The sequence below is a fragment of the Pseudomonas sp. KB_12 genome (assembly GCF_052114545.1).
GTDB classification, from domain to species: Bacteria; Pseudomonadota; Gammaproteobacteria; order Pseudomonadales; family Pseudomonadaceae; genus Aquipseudomonas; species Aquipseudomonas brassicacearum.
The window spans coordinates 33,706-55,205 of record NZ_JBFREY010000036.1 but is presented as its reverse complement, the minus strand read 5'-3'; the positions used below and the strand labels follow the sequence as shown (position 1 = coordinate 55,205).

At 61.7% G+C, this 21,500-nt stretch carries 12 protein-coding genes; 8 read left to right on the top strand and 4 right to left on the bottom strand.

Translation table 11 applies throughout. The features are described from left to right. Nucleotides 1-439 precede the first annotated feature (439 nt). From cobG to AB4Z20_RS23755, 5 genes are all read left to right on the top strand, one after another. On the top strand, nucleotides 440-1,789 hold the full coding sequence (cobG, locus tag AB4Z20_RS23775; RefSeq protein ID WP_442090689.1) for a precorrin-3B synthase: 1,350 nt from the start codon (nucleotides 440-442) through the stop codon (nucleotides 1,787-1,789). Then, on the top strand, nucleotides 1,782-2,408 hold the full coding sequence (locus AB4Z20_RS23770) for a precorrin-8X methylmutase (protein ID WP_442090688.1): 627 nt from the start codon (nucleotides 1,782-1,784) through the stop codon (nucleotides 2,406-2,408). The genes cobG and AB4Z20_RS23770 overlap by 8 nt, the downstream gene beginning before the upstream one ends. Further along, nucleotides 2,408-3,139 carry a precorrin-2 C(20)-methyltransferase gene (locus AB4Z20_RS23765; RefSeq protein WP_053185496.1) on the top strand — a complete coding sequence of 244 codons (732 nt, stop codon included), beginning with the start codon at nucleotides 2,408-2,410 and terminating at the stop codon, nucleotides 3,137-3,139. Before AB4Z20_RS23770 ends, AB4Z20_RS23765 begins: the two co-directional genes overlap by 1 nt. Beyond that, the gene (cobJ, locus tag AB4Z20_RS23760; protein ID WP_442090687.1) at nucleotides 3,139-4,839 is read left to right on the top strand and encodes a precorrin-3B C(17)-methyltransferase; all 1,701 of its coding nucleotides are present in this window, start codon (nucleotides 3,139-3,141) and stop codon (nucleotides 4,837-4,839) included. The genes AB4Z20_RS23765 and cobJ overlap by 1 nt, the downstream gene beginning before the upstream one ends. Nucleotides 4,840-5,358: 519 nt before the next feature. Continuing rightward, nucleotides 5,359-12,417, top strand: a complete 7,059-nt coding sequence (locus tag AB4Z20_RS23755) for a TcdA/TcdB pore-forming domain-containing protein (protein ID WP_442090686.1) — start codon at nucleotides 5,359-5,361, stop codon at nucleotides 12,415-12,417. Between the two features lie 12 nt (nucleotides 12,418-12,429). Here the strand turns inward: AB4Z20_RS23755 and AB4Z20_RS23750 are convergent, their stop codons facing one another. Further along, nucleotides 12,430-13,026: a MarC family protein gene (locus AB4Z20_RS23750; protein WP_003186248.1), complete on the bottom strand. Its 597-nt coding sequence runs from the start codon at nucleotides 13,024-13,026 to the stop codon at nucleotides 12,430-12,432. Between the two features lie 246 nt (nucleotides 13,027-13,272). Here AB4Z20_RS23750 and AB4Z20_RS23745 point away from each other — a divergent pair, with 246 nt between their 5' ends. The 3 genes from AB4Z20_RS23745 to AB4Z20_RS23735 all read left to right on the top strand — a co-directional run bounded on the left by AB4Z20_RS23745 (nucleotide 13,273) and on the right by AB4Z20_RS23735 (nucleotide 15,470). After that, nucleotides 13,273-14,049 carry a hypothetical protein gene (locus AB4Z20_RS23745; protein ID WP_053177932.1) on the top strand — a complete coding sequence of 259 codons (777 nt, stop codon included), beginning with the start codon at nucleotides 13,273-13,275 and terminating at the stop codon, nucleotides 14,047-14,049. A 60-nt stretch (nucleotides 14,050-14,109) separates the two neighbouring features. Next, the gene (locus AB4Z20_RS23740) at nucleotides 14,110-14,838 is read left to right on the top strand and encodes a hypothetical protein (RefSeq protein ID WP_253471348.1); all 729 of its coding nucleotides are present in this window, start codon (nucleotides 14,110-14,112) and stop codon (nucleotides 14,836-14,838) included. Nucleotides 14,839-14,936: 98 nt separating this feature from the next. After that, complete coding sequence (locus AB4Z20_RS23735) at nucleotides 14,937-15,470, top strand: hypothetical protein (protein WP_442090691.1); 534 nt, start codon at nucleotides 14,937-14,939, stop codon at nucleotides 15,468-15,470. A 29-nt stretch (nucleotides 15,471-15,499) separates the two neighbouring features. Here AB4Z20_RS23735 and AB4Z20_RS23730 read toward each other — a convergent pair whose 3' ends face one another. The 3 genes from AB4Z20_RS23730 to purH all read right to left on the bottom strand — a co-directional run bounded on the left by AB4Z20_RS23730 (nucleotide 15,500) and on the right by purH (nucleotide 21,466). Beyond that, nucleotides 15,500-18,274: a hybrid sensor histidine kinase/response regulator gene (locus AB4Z20_RS23730; RefSeq protein WP_253471352.1), complete on the bottom strand. Its 2,775-nt coding sequence runs from the start codon at nucleotides 18,272-18,274 to the stop codon at nucleotides 15,500-15,502. A gap of 99 nt (nucleotides 18,275-18,373) precedes the next feature. Next, nucleotides 18,374-19,669 (bottom strand): phosphoribosylamine--glycine ligase, encoded by a 1,296-nt coding sequence (gene purD / locus AB4Z20_RS23725; RefSeq protein ID WP_253471354.1) that lies wholly within the window; start codon nucleotides 19,667-19,669, stop codon nucleotides 18,374-18,376. Between the two features lie 189 nt (nucleotides 19,670-19,858). Further along, nucleotides 19,859-21,466, bottom strand: coding sequence for a bifunctional phosphoribosylaminoimidazolecarboxamide formyltransferase/IMP cyclohydrolase (purH, locus tag AB4Z20_RS23720; RefSeq protein WP_253471356.1), 1,608 nt, complete (start codon nucleotides 21,464-21,466; stop codon nucleotides 19,859-19,861). Nucleotides 21,467-21,500 lie beyond the last annotated feature (34 nt).

Genomic DNA, 21,500 nt, shown 5'->3' with positions numbered 1-21,500 from the left:
GGCGGCGGTCCATTCAACATCATCTTTCCAGACAGACCGCTATCGCGAGCAGGCTCGCTCCCACRGTTTTGATTGAGGGTGTTCACAAAACCGGGTCCGCCACCAATCCTCTGTGGGAGCGAGCYTGCTCGCGATGGCGGCGGTCCATTCAACATCATCTTTCCAGACAGACCGCTATCGCGAGCAGGCTCGCTCCCACRGTTTTGATTGAGGGTGTYCACAAAACCGGGTCCGCCACAAATCCTCTGTGGGAGCGAGCTTGCTCGCGATGGCGGCGGTCCATCCAACATCATCTTCTCAGGTAGACCGCTTTCGCGAGCAGGCTCGCTCCCCAGTTTGGAATGGGGACGTTCGGAAATTGTGTGTCCGCCGTCAGCAATCCGACCGGCAAGCTTTTCATGACCCCCGGCAAAGCAGGCATAATGGCGGTCCTTCGCCGATGCGGCGTTTCTTATTTGTCGGTTTTCCCTTGAACGAACGTCCATCCTCCAACGTCGTACGCCCCTCCGGTTGCCCGGGGTTGCTGCGTGTCGTCCAGGCGCTGGACGGTGGGATCTGTCGGATCAAGCTCGATGGCGGTGCCATCCAGGCGGATCAGGCCGAAGTCGTGGCGTCGGTGGCCGAGCGGTTCGCCGCTGGCGTGATCGAGGCGACCAACCGAGCCAACCTGCAAATTCGCGGGATCGGTCCTGGGCACGACGCGCTGATCCAGCCATTGCTGGCCGCCGGGCTTGGTCCGCGCAAGGCGGCCGGCGATGACGTGCGCAACCTGATGCTCAGCCCTTCGGCCGGGATCGACCGGCAGATGCTGTTCGACACCCGCCCGTTGGCGGCGCAGATCCTCTTCACTCTGCAAACCCACGAACGCTTCCCCGAGTTGTCGGCCAAGTTCGCCGTGCAACTGGACGGTGGCGAAGCGTTGGCGATGCTCGAACATCACCACGACCTGTGGCTGTCGGCCCTGGTCCGTGATGGCGAGCCTTGGCTGGCCTTCGGCTTGGCCGGTTGCCCATTGGATAAACCGGCGGGCAGGGTGCCCCTGGCCCAGGGGCATACCTTGGTGGTGGCGGTGCTGGAACTGTTCCTCGACCTGGCGCGCCCGGACCAGATCCGCATGCGTCACTTGTTGGCTGAACTCCCCAGTGATGAATTCATGAGCCGATTGGCCCGCCGCGTGCCGCTGCAAACTTGCCTGGATTGGCAACGGGACGGGGCCAGCGACGGACTGCACATCGGCGTTCATCCCCAGCACGACGACCGGGTCTACGTCGGCGCGGCGGCGCCCCTTGGCCGACTCGACGCCGGCATGCTGGGGGAGGCGGCGCAATTGGCGCGGGAGAAGGGCGACGCAAGCCTTCGTTTCACCCCTTGGCAAAGCCTGCTGCTGCCCAACGTGCGCCGCGAGGACGCCGACGAAGTGCTGGCGCGGCTTGAGGGGTTGGGCCTGTTGGTTTCGGTCGATCAGCCCCTGGCACAACTCATCGCCTGCACCGGCTCCAGTGGCTGCGGTAAAGCCCTGGCCGACACCAAGGCCGATGCTCGTCAATTGGCCGAGCTGCTGCAACGCCAGGGCCAGACCCTGAAAGTCCATCTGTCGGGCTGCCCGCGTTCCTGCGCGGCGGCCCATATCGCGCCCGCCACCTTGCTGGCGGTCGCCCCTGGTCGTTATGACCTGTATTTTCGCGATGCCACGCTGCCGGGTTTCGGCGCGTTGCAGGCACACAATCTGACTATTGAAGCGCTCGGCCACTGGCTCGACGCTCGCCCCCGGAGCCCCCTTGATGCTTGATTACATCCGCGACGGTCAGGAGATCTATCGCAACTCCTTCGCGATCATCCGCGCCGAAGCCGACCTGGCGCGCATTCCGGCCGACCTGGAAAAACTCGCGGTACGGGTGATCCATGCCTGCGGCATGGTCGAGGCCATCGATGGCTTGCAGTTTTCCGAGGGCGCGGGCACGGCCGGGCGCCAGGCGCTGGCCGCCGGTGCGCCGATCCTGTGTGATGCGCGGATGGTCTCCGAAGGCGTGACCCGGGCTCGTCTGCCGGCCAACAATCAGGTGATCTGCACCTTGCGCGACGAGGGTGTGCCGGCATTGGCCCTGGAACTGGGCAACACCCGTTCGGCGGCAGCGCTGGAGTTGTGGCGTCCGCACCTGGAAGGCAGCGTCGTGGTCATCGGCAATGCGCCGACCGCGCTGTTCTACCTGTTGGAAATGCTCGATGCCGGCGCGCCGAAACCGGCACTGATCCTCGGTTTTCCGGTGGGCTTCGTCGGGGCTGCCGAGTCCAAGGCGATGCTGGCGGCCAACAGCCGCGGCGTGCCGTTCGTGATCATGCAAGGCCGCCTGGGCGGTAGCGCCATGGCCGCCGCCGCCGTCAACGCCCTCGCTACGGAGATTGAATGATGCAGCAGCCTGGACGTCTGATCGGCCTCGGCGTGGGCCCCGGTGACCCGGAACTGATTACGGTCAAGGCCCTGCGCCTGTTGCGCGAATCGCCGGTGGTGGCGTACTTCGTCGCCAAGGGCAAGAAGGGCAACGCCTTTGGCATCATCGAGGCCCATTTGCAGGACGCGCAGACCTTGCTGCCGCTGGTCTACCCGGTCACCACCGAAGCGCTGCCGGCGCCGCTGTCCTATGAACAGGTGATCGCCGACTTCTACGACACCGCCGCCGAGCAGTTGGCCGTGCACCTGGATGCCGGTCGCGACGTGGCCGTGATCTGTGAGGGCGATCCGTTTTTCTACGGCTCCTACATGTACTTGCACGATCGCCTGGCCGAGCGCTATGAAGCCCAAGTCATTCCTGGCGTGTGCTCGATGCTGGGCGGGGCCTCGGTGCTCGGTGCGCCGCTGGTCTATCGCAACCAGAGCCTGTCGGTGCTCTCCGGCGTCCTGCCCCACGACGATCTCAAGCGTCGCCTGGCCGACGCCGATGCGGCGGTGATCATGAAGCTGGGGCGCAATTTTCCCAAGGTTCGCCAAGTGCTTCAGGAATTGGGTATGGACGGGCGGGCGCTGTATGTCGAGCGGGCGACCATGGCCAACCAGAAAATCGTGCCGTTGGATGACGTCGAGCCGATGTCTTCGCCGTACTTCTCGCTGATCATTGTCCCGGGCGAACGGTGGCAGGGTTGATGACTTCTACCGCGCCGGCCATCGTCATCCTCGGCCCGGGCAGCCTCGCAACGGCCCGGCGGATCCAGCAACGCTATCCCGAAGCCGTGATCCACGGCCTGGCCGCAAGGGTCGAGGGCGCGGATCGCCAATACATCGAGTTCGGCGCGACGTTGCGTGAGCTCTACCAACAGAACATACCGATCATCGCCCTGTGCGCGGCCGGCATTGTCATCCGCACCCTGGTGCCGCTGTTGCTGGAAAAAGGCGTCGAGCCGCCGGTGCTGGCGGTGGCCGAGGATGGCAGCGCCGTGGTGCCGCTGCTGGGCGGCCTGGGCGGGGTCAATGTCATGGCCCGGGAGATCGCGGCAACGCTGCAAGTGGCGCCGGCGATTACCACCAGCGGCGAATTGCGTTTTGGCACCTGCCTGCTCAATCCGCCAAGCGGCTACAGCCTCGGCGACCTGGAGCAGGGCAAGCGCTTCGTCTCCGACCTGTTGGCCGGTGAGCCGGTGCGCATCGAAGGCGCGGCGCCATGGCTGGATCAGGCGCAGTTGCCGCAAGACCCGCAAGCCCGACGCACGATCCACGTCGGCCATGCCGAGCGTGAGGCGAGCGCCCATGAACTGCTGATTTATCCGCGCAGTGTCGCGGTGGTGGTGAGCGCCGAGGTGGCTGATCTGCCGGGCGCCATTCGTGCCGCTTTGCAGCAAGCCAACGTGGCGCTTCCGAGCCTGGCGTGCCTGGTGGCGGCGCAGACGCTGATGGCCAGCACGGCCTTGCGTGAAGCGGCGCTGGAACTCGGGGTGGCGCTGCGCTTTGTGGCGATGACCGGCGATGCCGCCACCTTGGCGCGCAGTTCGATGCCGGCGGCGAACATCCTTTCGGCGACGGACAACCTGGCCATTGCCATTGCTGCGCAGCCCTTGGATGTGGCCCAAATCGGTCGTCCACGCGGACGCCTGGCGGTGATCGGCCTGGGGCCGGGCGCGGCCGAACTGATGGTGCCGGCGGTGAAGGCCGAACTGACGCGGGCCACCGATGTGCTCGGCTACGAAACCTATGTGCGCATGGCCGGCCCGTTTCGCGACGATCAAGTGCTGCACTGCACCGACAATCGCGAAGAAATGCAGCGTGCCCGACACGCCTTTGAATTGGCCGCCCAAGGCCGTTCGGTGATCGTGGTGTCGTCCGGCGACCCGGGTGTATTCGCCATGGCGGCGGCGGTGCTTGAAGCGTTGCACGAATCCAGCGACCCAGCCTGGCACCAGGTTGACCTGGAAATCCTGCCCGGCGTGTCCGCCTCCCTCGCCACCGCCGCCCAGGCCGGTGCGCCGTTGGGGCATGACTTCTGCGTGATGTCGCTGTCGGACAATCTCAAGCCTTGGTCGATCATCGAAAAACGCCTGGACCTGGCGGCCGAAGCCGATCTGGCGTTGGCTTTCTACAACCCGATTTCCCGTGCGCGACCGTGGCAATTGGGGCGCGCGCTGGAGATCGTCGCCCAGCACCGCACCCCGGAGACGCCGGTGGTGTTGGGGCGTGACATCGGTCGTCCGGGCCAGACCCTGCGTGTCACCACGTTGGGGCAACTCACTGCCGAGCAGGTGGATATGCGCACCATGGTCCTGATCGGCTCCTCCACCACCTGCGTGTTCCCGCGCGCATCCGGTGGGAACTGGGTGTACACGCCTCGCTGGTATGGGGCTAAACCGGCCTGAACCGCGACACTGTTCTGTGGTGGGGGCGTTACTGTGGCGAGGGAGCTTGCTCCCGCTGGGCTCTGTAGGAGCTGGCGAAGCCTGCGATCTTTTGATTTTGATCTTTTGCTCTCGACTCAATTGTCAGTGGAAAGATCGCAGCCTCGTTGCACTCGTCAGCTCCTACGGCGCAACCCAGCGGGAGCAAGCTCCCTCGCCACAAAAGAGAAACATCGCCCTCAGGACCGTGCATTCGATTCTTTCGCTTTAGTTGTCGTCCGTATAAATAAAAGAGCAAGTTTCAGTCTTGATCCTTCTTTGAAATGCATTGAAAGCCTTCCCATTTGAGTTGTTGGTTTTCAAGCGTTAGTTTGCGTGCCTGATAAGTTGTCGGTGTGCGCTTGTCAGTGCTTGGCAAACGCTTTAGATGTCGCCAGGTTGCAAAATATTAAATTGAATCAATAGGTCGCCAGAACACGTGCTGGCGACGGCGTTGTTATAGGCCTGTTTTTAATGGAACAGGCCAAGGAGTGTCTTTTTATGCAGGAAGCAAACATCAAGACAGGCGACAGTGCGCTCGGCTTCATCAGCCTTTTCAAACTGGCCGACCTCGAACGGGCACTGTTGCCCTACAAAAACAATGAGCACTACGACGTGGTCATCCGTTATTACTTTGCCTGTATCGGCATGCCGGATTCCCACAGGCTGCTCGAGCCACTGGGGCTCTTGAAGCAGACGCTGGCCAGGCTGGTGGGCGCGCGCAGGGTCAAGCGCAGCCAGGAGACACATATCTCTGGCCCTGCCAGGGCGGGGATAGACCTGCCGCAGATATACGACAAAGTCGAACAGCACGAAGCGCGCCTGCAGTTCAGTGCCGAGCAGATGAAAAAATTGCCCGCGGAGGTGCCCAGGACGTTGCACTTCGTCTGGCTCGGCGGTGGCCTTGGCGACATTCAGCGCGATTACCTCAATGTATGGCGACAGGTGTTGGCCCGGCAGGGTTATACCTTGAATCTTTGGTATGACAGTGATGCACTGCTGGCCTGGCAAACCAATAAGCTTATTGTCGAGGCCGCCAAGGCCAATGTTTTTTTACACGACGTAGATGTGCGTATTAGTGAAATCGAGTTGGGGGCACTGTACAACGAACATGCCCTGGTTCTGAAACAACAGATGCAGGCCCATATCAATACCGCGGTAACGAATGGCGGATCCGCCGATGAGGCCCGGATCGATTTACTGACCCGCGCCTACGGTCAGGATACGCAAGTGCTGCGCCAACAGTTGGAACGCAATCGGCGCAGTGTCCTGGACATGGACGGCTTCAAGTTGCGCGATCTTGCCGCCGGCGCAGTTTCGCTGCAATTGCAGGAGGTCTATGACCGGCAGATGCGCTTGCTCGGCAATATGGCGGCAGCCTCGGATGTGGTACGCGCTGAAGTCCTGTTTGCCGAAGGTGGCAGTTATACCGATATCGACCACCTTCCGCCGTTATCGGCCACCCTGGGCGGCGTCGACATCAGCGGGTTTGGCCAGGATGCCCGTCTGGGGGCCCTGCAATTGCTGCTGAACGAGAACCCCGGATGGATGCCGAGCCGCCAGGCCTCCTCCCGTTATCGCGTGCATATTCCTGCCGAGCATCTGCCGGCACTGCAAGCGTACGCGCGAAGCCGGCCAAGCTTGAGCGAGGTCTTCGAGCTGCCGACGGAGCGGTTGGCCCGACCTTTCGCGCTGCGGGCCTTGAGCATGGAAATGTCGTTATCCAATGCCTTCCTGATGGCCCATCCGGGCGCTGAGATGCTTGAAAGCGTGATCGATCGTCTGTGCGCCAATCACGAGTTGATTGAAGCGTCGGTACAACTGGCCGCCCAGCGCGATGTGACATTGAGCGACGTTGCCGGGATGTTAGCTCTGGTGGAAGAAGTCTTCGAAAAAACCAATGGACCGCTGAGCCGCCTGCCGATGGGCGAAGTGCTCAGGGCGATCGCGCGAATATCGGGAGTAGCGACCCACTTCGGCGACGGCATTCGCTTCGAGAGCGAAGGAACCGTCCATCTGACGGGCCCCGGCGCCATGCGCGACGGCATGGCCGACTATGCGAACACACACTTGAGCGCGGAAGTTGCCAGCACTTTACACAAGGAGGCGGGCATTGCTCCCCACCTGACGGTCAATGGCGCCACAGAAGAAGAGCAGGATCACTCCTGGAAAGAAAATGGCAACCAACCCGAAAAATGGGTCAGCGACGAGCAGGCACGCTGGCGTGAAGGTCAGTACCGTACGCGCTACAGCGGCGACATCGCCCAGTTGCTCAAGCATTCGACTGTTGAGTTCCAGCAGGGCTGGCCGCTGATCGAAGGCCGCGCCGTGCTGCTGACCGATGTGCTGGAGCGTTTGGTCGAGGGGCTCGGCGAGCCGTTCATCGAGGCGATGAGCCGGGGACACGATGGTGAGATTCGCTTCGACAAGCCGCTGCCCTTGAGCTTCGATGATCGCCAGCGTATCCGGCACCAGCCTGCCGATGCACTGGTTCCGGTGTTCCTGAGCGATGCAAAGATGCAAAGCCTGGGGATCGATGACGTACTGGGCGAGATTGCCAGCGGCTTGCGGCGCGTCATTGAGGCCAGCCCTGTGCAAAGGTTGTCGCTGGGCGTGCTGCTCGGCTTGGAGACTCTGGATAACCCGCATTTCAACGCGGCTACCAGCGCGCTGGAGAACCTGGCCAACAGCGTTGCCGAACAGGCTGTGGCCGGCCGTTACGCAGTCATCGAGCGGCAATTGTTCAAGCGCAAGGCGCCAGGGTTCATGAACGGCCTGGCGAGCGATTTGGCGGATGTGCCGCTGTCGTCCGACAGCGCGCTGGAGCTGAAGAAAACCGCTTTGAAACAGGCGCGGACGCTGTTCCAGTGGGGGCGTCATGTCGCACGGATCCAGAAGGTGGCAACCCTTGAGCATCGCCTCCAAGTGGTCGAACGCTCCGGGCAGGTGCTGGACGGATTCGGCCACACCGGTGTGCAAATGGTCCCCCAGGATTTGCTGCTCAACGGCGATGGCGAGGCGATTGGTGGGCGCTGCTATCCCTTGGCGTTGGTGATGAGTGCAGCGCTTGCCCAGGGTGACGTCGCCTCCGGGCACTTGCGCGAGCGTTTCTTCCTGGCGGTGCTCGAACCCGGGCAAGCCGACTCCCAGGCCTTTGTGCAAAGCCTGGAAGCTCTGCGGGACGTGTCGCTGGGCGAGGTGGGTACGCGGCTTGGCCAGGCGAGCCTGGACCAGGTCACTGCCGCACTCGAAAGACACGTCGCGCCCCGTACGCTGATGCTCAACTCGGACAACCATTCGATGCTGGTGGCCAAGACCGCCAGCGGAGAACGCGCCAGCTATCATTTTTTCGACCCCAACTTTGGCCTGTGCAAATTTGATCATGTGGACGGGCTGCAACGTGCGCTGGAACACTTTTTCCAGACCGAGGGCATGGCCCGCTATTACGTCGCCTATGGTTCTGAAGCTCGACCGCAATTCGATCTGATCGACCTGCACAGCGCAAAGATCTCGACCTTGGAACTGTCTGACGGTTTCACGGTGGAGCACCTGCTCAAGCCTGATCCCTTGCCAGGAAAACCGGCGCTTGAGATTCGCCAGCGCTTGAACAGGGCCTATGGAAAATCCCTGGTCGACAACTCGCACCTGGGCAGCAGTTTGCTGGCGCTGGACAGCCATTGGTGGGGCCAGCAGATCGCCCAGGCAACGGTCGATTTGCAGGACTTGCATGGTTCGGCGACGCCGCTGGTGCCCTTGTTCGAAACGCTGGAAATCACCCCCGAGGGCAAATACCGGGTGAGCCTGATCGACCCCGCGCAACCGCAACAGTCGGTTCAGGTGCTCAGCGACGATCAGCGCCTGTTGCGGATCAAGAACTGGCTGTCGGAACAGTTTTCGACCCTGGCCCGCCAACCTGTGCAGAGCGGTGGCGTCCTGGATCCGACCGAGGCCGACAGTGTCCATACCCTCAACGCCGGTTTCACCATCCAGGCCTTGATGAACGCCTTGCGCGGGCGGGAAGGGGATGACCGAACCTTGACCACTGCCGTGCGCTTGCATGCCTACGTCAACTACGCGCAGCTGGTGCACGGCAATGTCGTGGATGTGGCGGGGCTGGTGCAGTTGGTCCGCACAGCCCTGGCGGAAGAACGGCTCATTGCCCGCACGTGTGCGCCGGTCGTTGGCCAGGCGCTGGGGCATGCGGCCAACGAGGGCGTCGGCGCGGTGTTGGGGCTGGCCAATGTCGGCTTCGATATCTACCAGTTGAAGACTGCGCAAAACGACATCGAAAAAGCGCAATTCGGTACCCAGCTGACATTCGACTCTGCCAGCCTGGCCTTGACGGCGGGCGGTGTCGGGGCGGGGTTGGCCGGGGCATCGACCGCTGCGGCGGTGCTCGGTGGTGCGGGCGTGATTCTGGGTGGGGTGGCGGTAGGGGTCGCCGCCCTGGCCCAGGGATTTGCCACCATCGCTCGCGAGGCACGGCAAGTCGGTCAGTTTTTCGACGACCTGGAACAGGCCTATCGTGGTGACGCCTACCGCTACGATCACACGCTGGCCGCGTGGGTGGCACGTCCGTCACTGCTGATTAAAAGCATCGATCTGAACGACGGAACGTTGCAGCTCGACAGTCCAAGGCTGTATCCCTTGCATGATCATTTCGGTGTGCCGGGTTTCGATCCCGATGACGCGCGGGCCATCGATATTCGCCGGGAGCTGGGGCTACCCAGGCAGATCGGATTCACCCCGCCTGGCGGACAACCCATCGTGCTGCCCTGCACGCCGCAAACCACTTACGGCTATGAATACAAGGCGCTGCCCTTTGCTCGCTTGCGCCATGATCGCGGCTTCGACACGGCCCGGCGGCTGGAGAAGAGGCAAGCGGACGGCACCTGGCTGTTCTTGTTCTCGTTCTATTCGTTTCCGTCCGACTACATTCTCAATCGCCTGAACCCGGTGTATGGCGAAACGGTCATCCGGGTGAACCTGGATGCGCTGGAGCGGACGCTGGTGATTCCCGTGCTGCCAGACGCCTGGCACGGAAAGTTGTCCTATCGGCTCAGGGGCGCGGGTGCGCGCTGTACCGTGACGCTCAATCCCGGGGTTGATATCAGCCTTGTCGCACCGAACCAGATGTATTGCCGCTGGGTATTGCAGGCAACCTGGGCCAATGAAAGCGATATCCGAGTCGAGCCTTCAGGCGAGCTGTACATCGGCTCCGTCCATGTCAGGCGTTCCGGCGACCGGCAGGAAGTGCTGATCCGCACGGCCGACCAGTTGTTCAGCGTCACCCAGGGTAAACAGCAACTGGACCTGGTCGAGCAGACCGCGCCCGAGGGGCTTGATGAGCAGGCGTTGCTTGACCACTACAAGGACCTGGCGCGGGAGCATCGATTGGCGCTGCCGTATACGCCGGTCCAGCGTTTCCTGATCCCGTTCGAGGAGCCCGGGCAACCGCGCTACACCACCGCCTGGTATGACGCCCACGAAGACCGCTTCCTCTACATTCGCGACGACCTGGAAGTGCTCGGTGAGCCGCAGTTGTCGGTGGTCCTGGGGGGGGCTGCGTATTTCTACGACCCCGAGCAATTGCAGATATGGCAAACGGATTGCGCCACGGGCCTGCTCAAGCGCCGTTACCTGTTGCTCATCCAGGACGGCCAAAGCACCGTTCGCAGCGTCGAGGCGGATGCTCAGGGCGTGATTCATGTGGTGCAGGAATACCTCTTCGAGAATAAAACTACCCGGCAATACCGCTACCTGATTCATGACGGGCAATTGCTGTTGAGTTCCGTCACTTACGACACCGCGCCGCAACTGCAGGCGCTGCTGTTGACCAGCGATAGCCTGCCCGAGTGGTCGTCCGTACTGGGCGACTTTCTGCGGTTGCCCCCCGGGCCTTCGAATAACGGGGCGCCGACCGTCGATTGGCAACCGGCTTCGTACGTTTCGATCTGCTGGACGATTGCGCCCGATTCCCGAGACCTGGCGTGGGTTCGCAGCAGCGATCGACGGCTGATCCTTGCGCAACCCGCCATGCCTCATCCCCGTGGCTGGGATGACTCGATCAAGAACCTGGACGGGTTGCTGCTATTGCCGATGGCCGACGACAGCGATGTGTTCTTCGTGTACCAACGAGTCACCTCCAACCAGACGCTCTGCCGACTGCAACGCAGCGTGTACGACGGTAGAGCGCTGTGGACCCAGCAATGGGTGCAGCCTGAGGGGCTCAAACAGATCCTGGCCGTCGACGGGGGCTATGTGGCGCTTGATGAAAACGGACGGTTCTTCAACCTGGCCGCACAAGGACCGTTGCAGTTTGCCGGCGTGAGTGAGCACTGGCTCAAGGACCGTGCCCAGTGGTGGCAGGCGCTGGAGCCGTTGGCCAAGCGCTATCCGGACAAGGATTTCGCCATTGCCGGCCTGCGCAATGCCGCCGGTGACGGCAACCTGTGTGCCTGGTACGTGAAGCACCGGTTGCTGTTGTGCGATCCAGGGTTCGACAAGGAAGTTCGCGTGCTTGGCGTGACGCCCGACAATCAGTCGGTCTGGCTGTTCGAGCGATCGAGCGGTGAAGTCGTGAGCCAGGCATTCTTCGACCCACTGCAACTGGATCAGGCATTTGGCACCGGCGCGCAACTGTTGCCAGGCGCCAGTCTGCCGGCTTATCGGCGCGAGTGGGCGGGCTGGAGCTTCGCCGACGTCACGCCCGAAGGTAGCGGATTGCGCGGGACAAGCGTGGACGGCGTGTCGCTGGCGCTGGGTCATCAGGAAACGGCGACCGTCATCGGGGTCAACCACGCCTGGGTGCTCGCCCAAGGTGAGCACTTGATCGAAGCCCTCCAGCGGTTGCTGGACGCGGTGCAACATGCGGAGTTCGTGTCGGTGGAGTCCGAACCTGGAAGCCTGCAATGGTACGACGTGCAAAGTGCCCGGCTGCTGCGGGTCACCGGCAGGAACCTACCCAGGGACTTTACTTTGCTGGGCACGCAAGCGCAGGTGAACGTGCTGTTGCACGAGCATCAGGATGGGCGGGTGCTGATCTATCCGGACAAACGCAGCATCGGACCGTTCGATTACGTCCGGCGCAACGTGCAGGTGCTGGTGGTCGAGGGGGAGAAGGTCGGCCGCGATCTCTTGCCGCTGATTCCCGACGAGGTCAATCGGTTGATCCTGCGCATGGGGCAAGGCGCGGTGACTTGCCATTTGACAAGGGCAGTGTGGCTGAAGCTGGAGTCGGTCATTGTCGACTGTCGACATGCCCTGAATGAACCACCTGCCACGGCAAGCACGTTGGTCTGGGCTTTCGATGAGCCTGGAAAACTCGTGTTCGAAATTGTCCAGGCGCATCTGGTCATTGTCGATCCGGACAGTGAACGCTGCTTGATCTTGCGTGACGTGTGTTCCACCGATCCGGCCTTGCGCGGTGAGATATGCCTGGGCTTCAACGCCGCGCAATCTCGCCCGGTGTCGACGTTCGTGGCGCGGTTAAAGGACCTGGGGGCGACTGGCAGTGCAACCCTGCAGGAGCTGCTGGCGACAACACCGGTAGCAGAATAAACCGTCCTCCTTTTACGGCACCAGGTAGCCCTTCACCCCGGTAAAAATGATCTGCGCCGCCAAGGCGCAGACAAACAGCCCCATCAGGCGGCTGACGATCTGCAAGCCCTGGTCGCCGAGGATTCGTTCGATACGGCTGGACAGGTAGAGCACGACGCCGACGGTGAAGCTCGCCAGGGCGATGCTGATGATGGCCATAAGTTTGTCGTCCCAGTGCGGCTGGCTCACGCCCATTACCAGCAGGGCACCGATGGTGCCGGGGCCGACGGTCAATGGAATGGTCAGCGGGACGATGGTCACGTCCTGCTGCACGTTGTCGGTCTGCACGGCCGACTTGCCCTGGGCCATGCCCAGTGCCGAAATGAACAGCACACTGCCGGCGCCGATACGGAAGGCATCCACGGTGATGCCGAACACGCTGAAAATCACCCGTCCGAACAAATACAGCAACACGCTGGAGACCAACGTCGCGGTCGCGACCTTCCAGGCCAGGCGGCGTTGTTCCTTGCGCGAATAGCCGCGAGTCAGCCCGATAAAACACGACAGCACGAAGAAGGGGCTATAGAGCACCAGCATCTTGAGGTACACGCTGAATAGCACGTGGAGCATGGTTCAGACTCATTGCGAAAGACATCGCTGGAGTCTATCAGCCTCTGAATCGACTGTCGGCATTTGATTGGATGTAATGGCGGGGCGTTTTTTATTCGAAGGGTTGTTTTGAGTTTGTTTTATTAATGTTGCTGGGTTGACTTTTATTTTGAAGTTACAAGTCAGGTGTTGTTGTGCCTGATTGAGTTGGTTAGTGTGGGGTCGCAGGTCATGGAGTGACTTGCTTTATAACTTAAGGAGTAACTTATGAGTTTTGAAGTGTGTGATAGCAGTGTGGCCGCCTGTGTGGCGCGCCTGGAAAGTTATGATATTTATCCCGATGTCAGTCCCCGCTCGTTGTATTCGGGTGATATCGAGCCCCCTGCGAAGGGGTCGGTTGTCGGTGAAGGCATCCTGGCCTTCGCCGGTGGTCTTTCTCCCCAGCATCAAGAAGACGCGCAGCATGCTTTTCTCTTTGCTTCCCTGGTCGCCAACAGGCAATACCCTCTCGAATCCCAAGGACGAGAGTGGTACTACAAGTTTGTTGAAGTCATGACGAATGCCGGTTGGGTCGCTACCCAGCGGTTCTATGATGACCTGAGCATTGCCGGTAACACCGTGCGGATGGACAAACTGGTGTTGGACATCCTCGCGTCCGTAGTGTCGGGTATTGCCCTTGGAAGCGCGGCTTCGGCGTTGCTGCTGAAGGTCGCTGACAGTGCGATTACTGCCTTGCAGAAGAAAGAAAAGACGCTGACTCTTTTTGAACGAAACCTGCTGGAGCATGGGGTGGGCGGAATGGCGGCCGGTACCTGCGTCGAGATTGATGGTGAAGTCAGCATGTTGCTTGGCACCGTGCGCTTTATCCGGCGCAACAGCGCGACCCAGGTCCTGTTTGCAGATTGGAGCAGTCGCGAAGTGAAGTTGTATAAAGGTGAGTCGGTTTTCAGGAAAGTTCCGAGTATTGTCGAGCGCACCCGGGGCATCATTATTGGCAGGTTGGGTAATCATGCCGTAAGCAAGATCGAAGAATACGAAATCTAAGCTTCATTTCAATAAGGCAGCCGGAGGGTCGGTTGCCTTTTTTTCAAAAGGAATAAAAGCATGGACAAGGCATATTCGGTTTTTGTTAACGCGGCGGCGATTGTTTTAGTTCCCTCCATTGTGCGGGACGCGGCAATTGACGACCTGATGAACTCGGTCTTGCTCGCGCAATTGGTGGCTAACAAAAATCTGCAACGCCTACCAAGCGCTGATTGGTACGGTAGTTATATGGACGTCCTGGGTGTCGCCTGGATATCAGGTGCCAAGCGGCGAAAGGACCTGCTACCGAAACAAGAAGGGACTAGCTCGCCATTGGAGTGGGTTGCAGCAATACCCTTGGACGATCGTCCGGATCAGCAACAGCAGATCATGGCGGTGTTGGACCGTGTCGCAGCGTTACCCGGCTCGCTGCCAGCGCTGAGTATCCTGCGCAAGCATATGCAAAAACACAACGAACCTGATCCGCCGCAGAGCCCTTCATCGTCCAGCCCCGTGCGCTTGTTGGTGATCGTGGCGCACAGCCCTGTTTCGATGGCAGGTGTCTATTTGCAATTCGACACAGTGAAAGTGATCGAGGCCAATCCTTGGAGGCAGTGCTTTGATGGCAAAGACATCGACGGCTGTGTGACGGCACGTTATTTCCGCGTGCAACTGAGCGAAACATTGTTCGCCCCTGCCCGTGAGGTTATCGCCCGTAAGGTTGCGGCTGTCGTCGGCGACACCATTGCCGATATCACCAAGGCTATCGATGATGCAGGTGTTCTTCCTGCCGAAGAGGTCTGCAGATGAGGGGGCCGATTCCATCTGCCGCAGTCGTTGGCGGCAGTGTCGTTTCGTTCGCTGCCGGTCTACCTGATTCCCATCGGGAAGATGTGTACTTGAGCACGATGTATGCGCAACGGGCCACTTGGGCGGCCTATCGCGACGGGTTGTCTGGTCACTGGTTCGACTATTACTGCAATCAGCTCAGATTCCTGGGCTGGGACGTACCGCGCCCGCAGACGCTGCCGGCCATTGAAGGTCCGATGGGGGTGGGAGCGACACAACATATCGAGGCTCGTCTTGGCGAAGCTTTTCATGCCCCGGCCAGTGGTGCGTTGGTGGCATTGGAGAGCAATCCCAAAGCGCTAGAGCTGTTCGAATCAACCAGCCTGTCGCGCGACACAGGCATTTTCCAGATGATTCCCTGCGTGCCGAACGGCACCCATCGAATTGCAATGGGCGTCTATCACTGCCAGTTCCAGCTGCGTCGACAGACGTCTCGATTCTTGTTCATCGAGCGCGGCGACTGGGTGCGCAACAGTGTCGAGCGAATGACCTTCATCAACTTCAATACGCTGTACTACGCCACCTTCAGGGAAAAGGTAAAACGTTCGGTGATGTCCCAAGCGTCCACCTACCTCAGCGCCCTGGAACTCTGAGGCGTGCTCTCCCGCAGGCTTGGCTCGGTTCAATAAGTCGATGCAGTCGGTTTTTGCTGATCGCGCTGGGCCACCCAGTGTTCGATCAGCTCACGCAGCTGCGACAGCTCCACCGGCTTGGCCATGTGGCCGTCCATCCCGGCCTGGCGGGCGCGTTCCTTGTGCTCGGCCAGGATGTGCGCGGTGAGCGCCACCACGGGAGTGCGGGTCCGCTGGTTGCCCATTTCCCAGGCGCGCAATTGCTGGGTGGCGGAAAACCCGTCGAGGATCGGCATTTCGCAGTCCATCAGGACCAGGTCGTAGCGCTGCTCCTTCATGGCCTTGAGGGCTTCTTCGCCGTTGCTGGCGGTGTCGGGTTGCAGGTTGAGCTTGCCGAGCATGCCGCGGATGACCTTGGTGGAAATGCTGTTGTCCTCGGCCACCAGGATGCGGAAATCGCTCGGCACCTTTACCGGTAGGGGAGGGCCGGCGTTCACCTGCACATTCGTCGCCTGGCCCCGGTTGCGCTGGTTCAGCTCGTCCGCCAGGGTGGTCTTGAGGGTATAGCCGGCCACCGGTTTGGCGAGGATGCGCTTGACCCCGCTGTTGCGTGCCACGATCTTGCTCGGCGCGTTGCTGATACCGGTGAGCATGATCAACAGGATGTCGTGGTTCAGGCTCGGGTCTTCCTTGATCTTGGCCGCCAGTTGCATACCGGTCATGCCTGGCATGTTCTGATCCAGTAACACCACGTCGAAATAATCGCGCAGGTGCGCCTTGGTGCGCAGCAGCGCCAGGGCTTCCTTGCCCGATGGCACGGCGCTGACGTTCAGGCCCCAGGCGCTGCACTGTTGCACCAGTACTTTGCGGCAGGTGTCGTTGTCGTCGACGATCAATACCCGCGCCCCTTGCAGCGGGCCATCGAGGTCGGAAGTCGGATGTTCGAGGCGATCCGGGTCCAGCGGCAGGGTCAGCCACAAGGTACTGCCCTGGTTGCTGCCGCTTTTGATGCCGAATTCCCCGTGCATCAGGATGATCAACTGACGGGCGATGACCAGGCCCAGGTTGCCCCCCAGGCGCGTGGCCGACAGGAAGTTCTTGCTGTGCAGTTCGGCGTGCATCAGCGTGTCGCGCTCTTCGGCGTCCATCGGCGTCCCGCTGTCCTGCACGGCGATGCGCAGGCGCGGCTGATTGCTGCGCTCGTCGAGGGCGACGACGATCAGCACTTCGCCCTCGTCGGTTTTCTTCAGGGCGTTTTCCAGCAGGCTCAGCAGCGCCTGGCGCAGCCGCGTCGGGTCACCGCTGATCACTCGCGGTACCTGGGGCTGGATGAAACTGATCAGCTCGACATTCTGCTGTTCGGCCTTGGCACGGAAGATACTCAGGCAATCCTCGATCAGTGCATTGAGGTCGAACTGCACGTCGTCCAGTTCGATCTGCCCGGATTCGAGCCGGGAGATGTCGAGGATCTCGTTGATCAGGGTCAGCAGCTCATTGCCGGCGCTGTGGATCGTCTGCACGTAGTCGCGTTGCTTGACCGACAACGGCGTACCCAGCAGCAGCTCGGTCATGCCCAGCACGCCGTTCATCGGGGTGCGGATCTCGTGGCTGATCTTGGCCAGGAACTCGGCCTTGGCATTGATCTCGGCATTGCTCGCCGCCAGGTCGCGGCTGATGCTGAACCGGCTTTCGTTGATCGAGCGCTGGCGCTCGCCCAGGGCGACACTCATCAACAGGCCGCTGATGCAGATGAAGATCAGCAGGGTGATGATCAAGCCCTGGGGAGCAACCTCCGTGAGCCCTTGCAGTGCCGGAAGGATAATCAGCGTGCCCAGGTTGAAGACCACCATGGCCGCGACGAACAGCCGGGCCGGGCGGTAGCCCTTTTGCCAGTGCCAGGCGCTGACGAGCAGCATGCTCAGGCCGGCCAGGGCCACGAGGGCGTAGGTCATGATATTGAGCGGCAGCGTGTTGACGAACAACAGCAACAGGCTGCACAGCATGACGAGCACGATGTCCCCCAGCAGCAGCCGATTCAACGGGTGCGGCCCCAGGGGTGCGAAGAAACGGTAGGCGAACATCAAGCCGCAGGGCGCAGTCAGCAACAAGGCCAGGTAGGCTCCGGGCGTCTGGACGGCTGGCCAGTCGGGCAGCCAGGGTCCGGCCAGATTCAGCAACAGCGCCAGGCTGAGCATCAGCAGTCCTTCACAGGCTGCCAGCCACAGGCAACTGCGTGAACGGGTGTAGGCATAGCGGGTGAGGTTGTGCAGCACCAGCATGGCGATGCAGCCGAACAGCAACCCATAGATCAGTGTCTGGTTCTGATCGGCCGCGGCCATGACTGCCGATTGCAAGGTGATGTAGGGGCGCAGTTCATGGCGCGAGGACAGTCGCAGGTAGACGTCCAGCGATTTGTCGCTGCGCGGCAAGGGCAGCATGAAATCGCTGCTGGGTACCGCAGGTTCGGTGTGCGGCGTGGCATTGCCGCTGACTTGCTGGTCAACCAGGGCGTCGCCGTCCAGCACGTAGAGGTTCAGGCGCGACAGGTCGGGCGCGAAGATGCGCAGGATCTGTTCATGCCGGTCGGGGGCCAGGCGGAAACGCAACCACAATGCCCCGCCGGGCTCGGCGGCCTTGAGGCGGTCCAGGTCGATGGGGCTGAATTGATTGGTGTAGCGGGCAGAACGGATGTCGCTCAGCGTCAGGTCGCCCTGTTCGTCGAGCAATACCGCCCAGCCACTGCCTGGCGCGGCCTGGGCCGGGAGCATGCAGAGCAGCGTCAGCAAGGTGACGGTAAGGCCTATGGCAATCCTGAGCCAGCGCACGGCGAAATCCCTTCGTAGGTTGATGCCAGATTATAACTATGCGCGGCGCCGGAACAGTCAGGCAAGGGCCGCAGACCCTTGCCTGGCTGAATGGCTGGGTTATTCCAGATTTTCGCCACGCTCGCGGGCAATGGCGCGGTAGCCAATGTCCTTGCGGTAGAAGCAACCTTCCCAGTCGATCTCGGCGGCAAGCTTGTAGGCCTGCTGCTGAGCTTCGTCGACACTGGCGCCCATGGCGGTGGCGCAAAGCACACGACCGCCGGCGGTGACCACTTGCCCATCCTTCAACGCCGTGCCTGCATGGAAGACCTTGCCTTCCAGGCGAGCCGCGGCCTCCAGGCCCTGGATCGCGCTACCCTTGGCGTAGTCGCCCGGGTAACCGCCAGCCGCCAATACGACACCGACGCTTGGACGCGGATCCCACTGGGCTTCGACCTTGTCCAGTGCCTGGGCCAGTGCGGCCTCGACCAGCAGGACCAGGCTCGACTGCAGGCGCAGCATCACCGGCTGGGTCTCAGGATCGCCGAAACGGCAGTTGAATTCGATGACTTTTGGGTTACCAGCCTTGTCGATCATCAGGCCAGCATAGAGGAAACCGGTGTAGACATTGCCTTCTTCGGCCATGCCGCGCACGGTCGGCCAGATCACCAGGTCCATGACGCGCTGGTGTACTTGGGCAGTCACCACCGGGGCCGGGGAGTAGGCACCCATGCCGCCGGTGTTCGGGCCGCTGTCGCCGTCGCCGACACGCTTGTGGTCCTGGCTGGTGGCCATTGGCAGGACGTTCTTGCCATCGACCATGACGATGAAGCTGGCTTCCTCGCCGTCGAGGAACTCTTCGATCACCACGCGGGAACCGGCGTCACCGAAGGCATTGCCGGCGAGCATGTCGCGCACGGCGTCTTCGGCTTCGGCCAGGGTCATGGCAACGATCACGCCTTTACCGGCAGCGAGGCCGTCGGCCTTGATCACGATCGGTGCGCCTTTCTCGCGCAGGTACGCCAGGGCCGGTTCGATTTCGGTGAAGTTCTGGTAGTCGGCGGTCGGGATCTTGTGACGCGCCAGGAAATCCTTGGTGAACGCTTTCGAGCCTTCCAACTGCGCGGCACCGGCAGTCGGGCCGAAGCAGTCCAGGCCACGGGCGCGGAACAGATCGACCACACCGGCGACCAGCGGCACTTCCGGGCCGACGATGGTCAGCGAGACGTTCTTCTCGGCGAAGTCGGCCAGTTGTTCCAGGGCCAGCACGTCGATGGCGACGTTTTCGCATTTGGCTTCGATGGCGGTGCCGGCATTGCCCGGTGCCACGAAAACCTTCTGCACGCGTGGATCCTGAGCCACTTTCCAGGCCAGGGCGTGTTCGCGGCCACCGCTGCCAATGATCAAAACATTCATTTCAAAAACCTCGGATGACGCTGATTCTGTTGAGCATCGCAGAGATGCTTTTCTGTGGGAGCTGGGCTTGTGTGGGAGCAAGGCTTGCCCGCGATAGCATCACCTCGGTTTGCCTGATGGACCGAGTTGCCTGCATCGCGGGCAAGCCTTGCTCCCACACCCACCCAGCTCCCACAGTGGGTCGGTGTATCAGTGACGGAAGTGGCGCATGCCGGTGAATACCATGGCGATGCCGGCTTCGTCGGCGGCAGCAATCACTTCAGCGTCACGCATCGAACCACCCGGCTGGATCACGGCGGTGATGCCGACCTTGGCCGCGTTGTCGATGCCGTCGCGGAACGGGAAGAACGCATCGGAAGCCATGACCGCGCCTTGTACCTGCAAGCCGGCGTGTTCAGCCTTGATGGCGGCGATGCGGGCCGAGTTCACGCGGCTCATCTGGCCGGCGCCGACACCGATGGTCTGGCGGTTCTTGGCGTAGACGATGGCGTTGGATTTTACGTACTTGGCGACTTTCCAGGCGAAGATCAGGTCGTTGATTTCCTGCTCGCTCGGGGCGCGCTTGGTCACGACCTTGAGGTCTTCGCTGCCGATCATGCCGATGTCGCGGCTCTGGACCAGCAGGCCGCCATTGACGCGCTTGTAGTCCCAGGCCGGCACACGGTCGGCCGACCATTGGCCGCAGGCCAGCAGGCGCACGTTGGCCTTGGCGGCAACGATGGCGCGGGCTTCTTCAGTGACCGAAGGGGCGATGATCACTTCGACGAACTGACGCTCGACGATGGCCTTGGCGGTCTCGGCGTCCAGCTCACGGTTGAAGGCGATGATGCCGCCGAAGGCCGATTCGGTGTCGGTGGCGTAGGCCAGTTCGTAGGCCTGGCGGATGCCGCCCTCGGCGTCCGGGCTCACCGCCACGCCGCACGGGTTGGCGTGCTTGACGATCACGCAGGCGGGCTTGACGAAGCTTTTCACGCATTCCAGCGCGGCGTCGGTGTCGGCCACGTTGTTGAACGACAGTTCCTTGCCTTGCAGCTGGGTGGCGGTGGCAATGCCGACTTCGGCAGGCTTGGCTTCCACGTAGAACGCCGCGCTCTGGTGCGGGTTTTCGCCGTAGCGCATTTCCTGGGCCTTGACGAACTGGGTGTTGAAGGTGCGCGGGAATTCGCTGCGGCCTTCGGTCGACAGGGTTTCAGCAGCCTGGTTCACGGTGCCCATGTAGTTGGCGATCATGCCGTCGTAGGCGGCGGTGTGTTCGAAGGCCTTGAGCATCAGGTCGAAACGCTGGGCGTAGGTCAGGCCGCCGGCCTTGAGGTTTTCCAGCACGCCGGCGTAGTCGCTGGCGTTGACCACGATGGCCACGTCCTTGTGGTTCTTGGCCGCCGAGCGGACCATGGTCGGGCCGCCGATGTCGATGTTCTCGATGGCGGTCGGCAGGTCGCAGCCGGGCTTGTTGATGGTGGCTTCGAACGGGTAGAGGTTGACCGCTACCAGGTCGATCGGCTTGATGCCGTGTTCGTTCATGATGGCGTCGTCGATGCCGCGACGGCCCAGGATCCCGCCGTGGATTTTCGGGTGCAGGGTCTTGACCCGACCGTCCATCATTTCCGCAAAACCGGTGTAGTCCGCGACTTCCACTGCGGCGACGCCGTTGTCCTGCAGCAGCTTGAAGGTCCCGCCGGTGGAGAGAATCTCGACGCCCAGCTGTTGCAGCTCGCGGGCGAATTCGAGGATCCCGGTCTTGTCGGAGACGCTGATCAAGGCGCGGCGGATCGGCAGGCGGGTGGTCTGGTCGGTCATTTCAATTTCCATCAAAAGCAAGGGAAGTCAGCAA

Bases quoted from the DNA above. Each gene is read 5' to 3' on its own strand.
- cobG (WP_442090689.1), top strand. From the start codon at position 440: ATGCGGCGTTTCTTATTTGTCGGTTTTCCCTTGAACGAACGTCCATCC.
- AB4Z20_RS23770 (WP_442090688.1), top strand. From the start codon at position 1,782: ATGCTTGATTACATCCGCGACGGTCAGGAGATCTATCGCAACTCCTTC.
- AB4Z20_RS23765 (WP_053185496.1), top strand. From the start codon at position 2,408: ATGCAGCAGCCTGGACGTCTGATCGGCCTCGGCGTGGGCCCCGGTGAC.
- cobJ (WP_442090687.1), top strand. From the start codon at position 3,139: ATGACTTCTACCGCGCCGGCCATCGTCATCCTCGGCCCGGGCAGCCTC.
- AB4Z20_RS23755 (WP_442090686.1), top strand. From the start codon at position 5,359: ATGCAGGAAGCAAACATCAAGACAGGCGACAGTGCGCTCGGCTTCATC.
- AB4Z20_RS23750 (WP_003186248.1), bottom strand. From the start codon at position 13,026: ATGCTCCACGTGCTATTCAGCGTGTACCTCAAGATGCTGGTGCTCTAT.
- AB4Z20_RS23745 (WP_053177932.1), top strand. From the start codon at position 13,273: ATGAGTTTTGAAGTGTGTGATAGCAGTGTGGCCGCCTGTGTGGCGCGC.
- AB4Z20_RS23740 (WP_253471348.1), top strand. From the start codon at position 14,110: ATGGACAAGGCATATTCGGTTTTTGTTAACGCGGCGGCGATTGTTTTA.
- AB4Z20_RS23735 (WP_442090691.1), top strand. From the start codon at position 14,937: ATGTATGCGCAACGGGCCACTTGGGCGGCCTATCGCGACGGGTTGTCT.
- purD (WP_253471354.1), bottom strand. From the start codon at position 19,669: ATGAATGTTTTGATCATTGGCAGCGGTGGCCGCGAACACGCCCTGGCC.
- purH (WP_253471356.1), bottom strand. From the start codon at position 21,466: ATGACCGACCAGACCACCCGCCTGCCGATCCGCCGCGCCTTGATCAGC.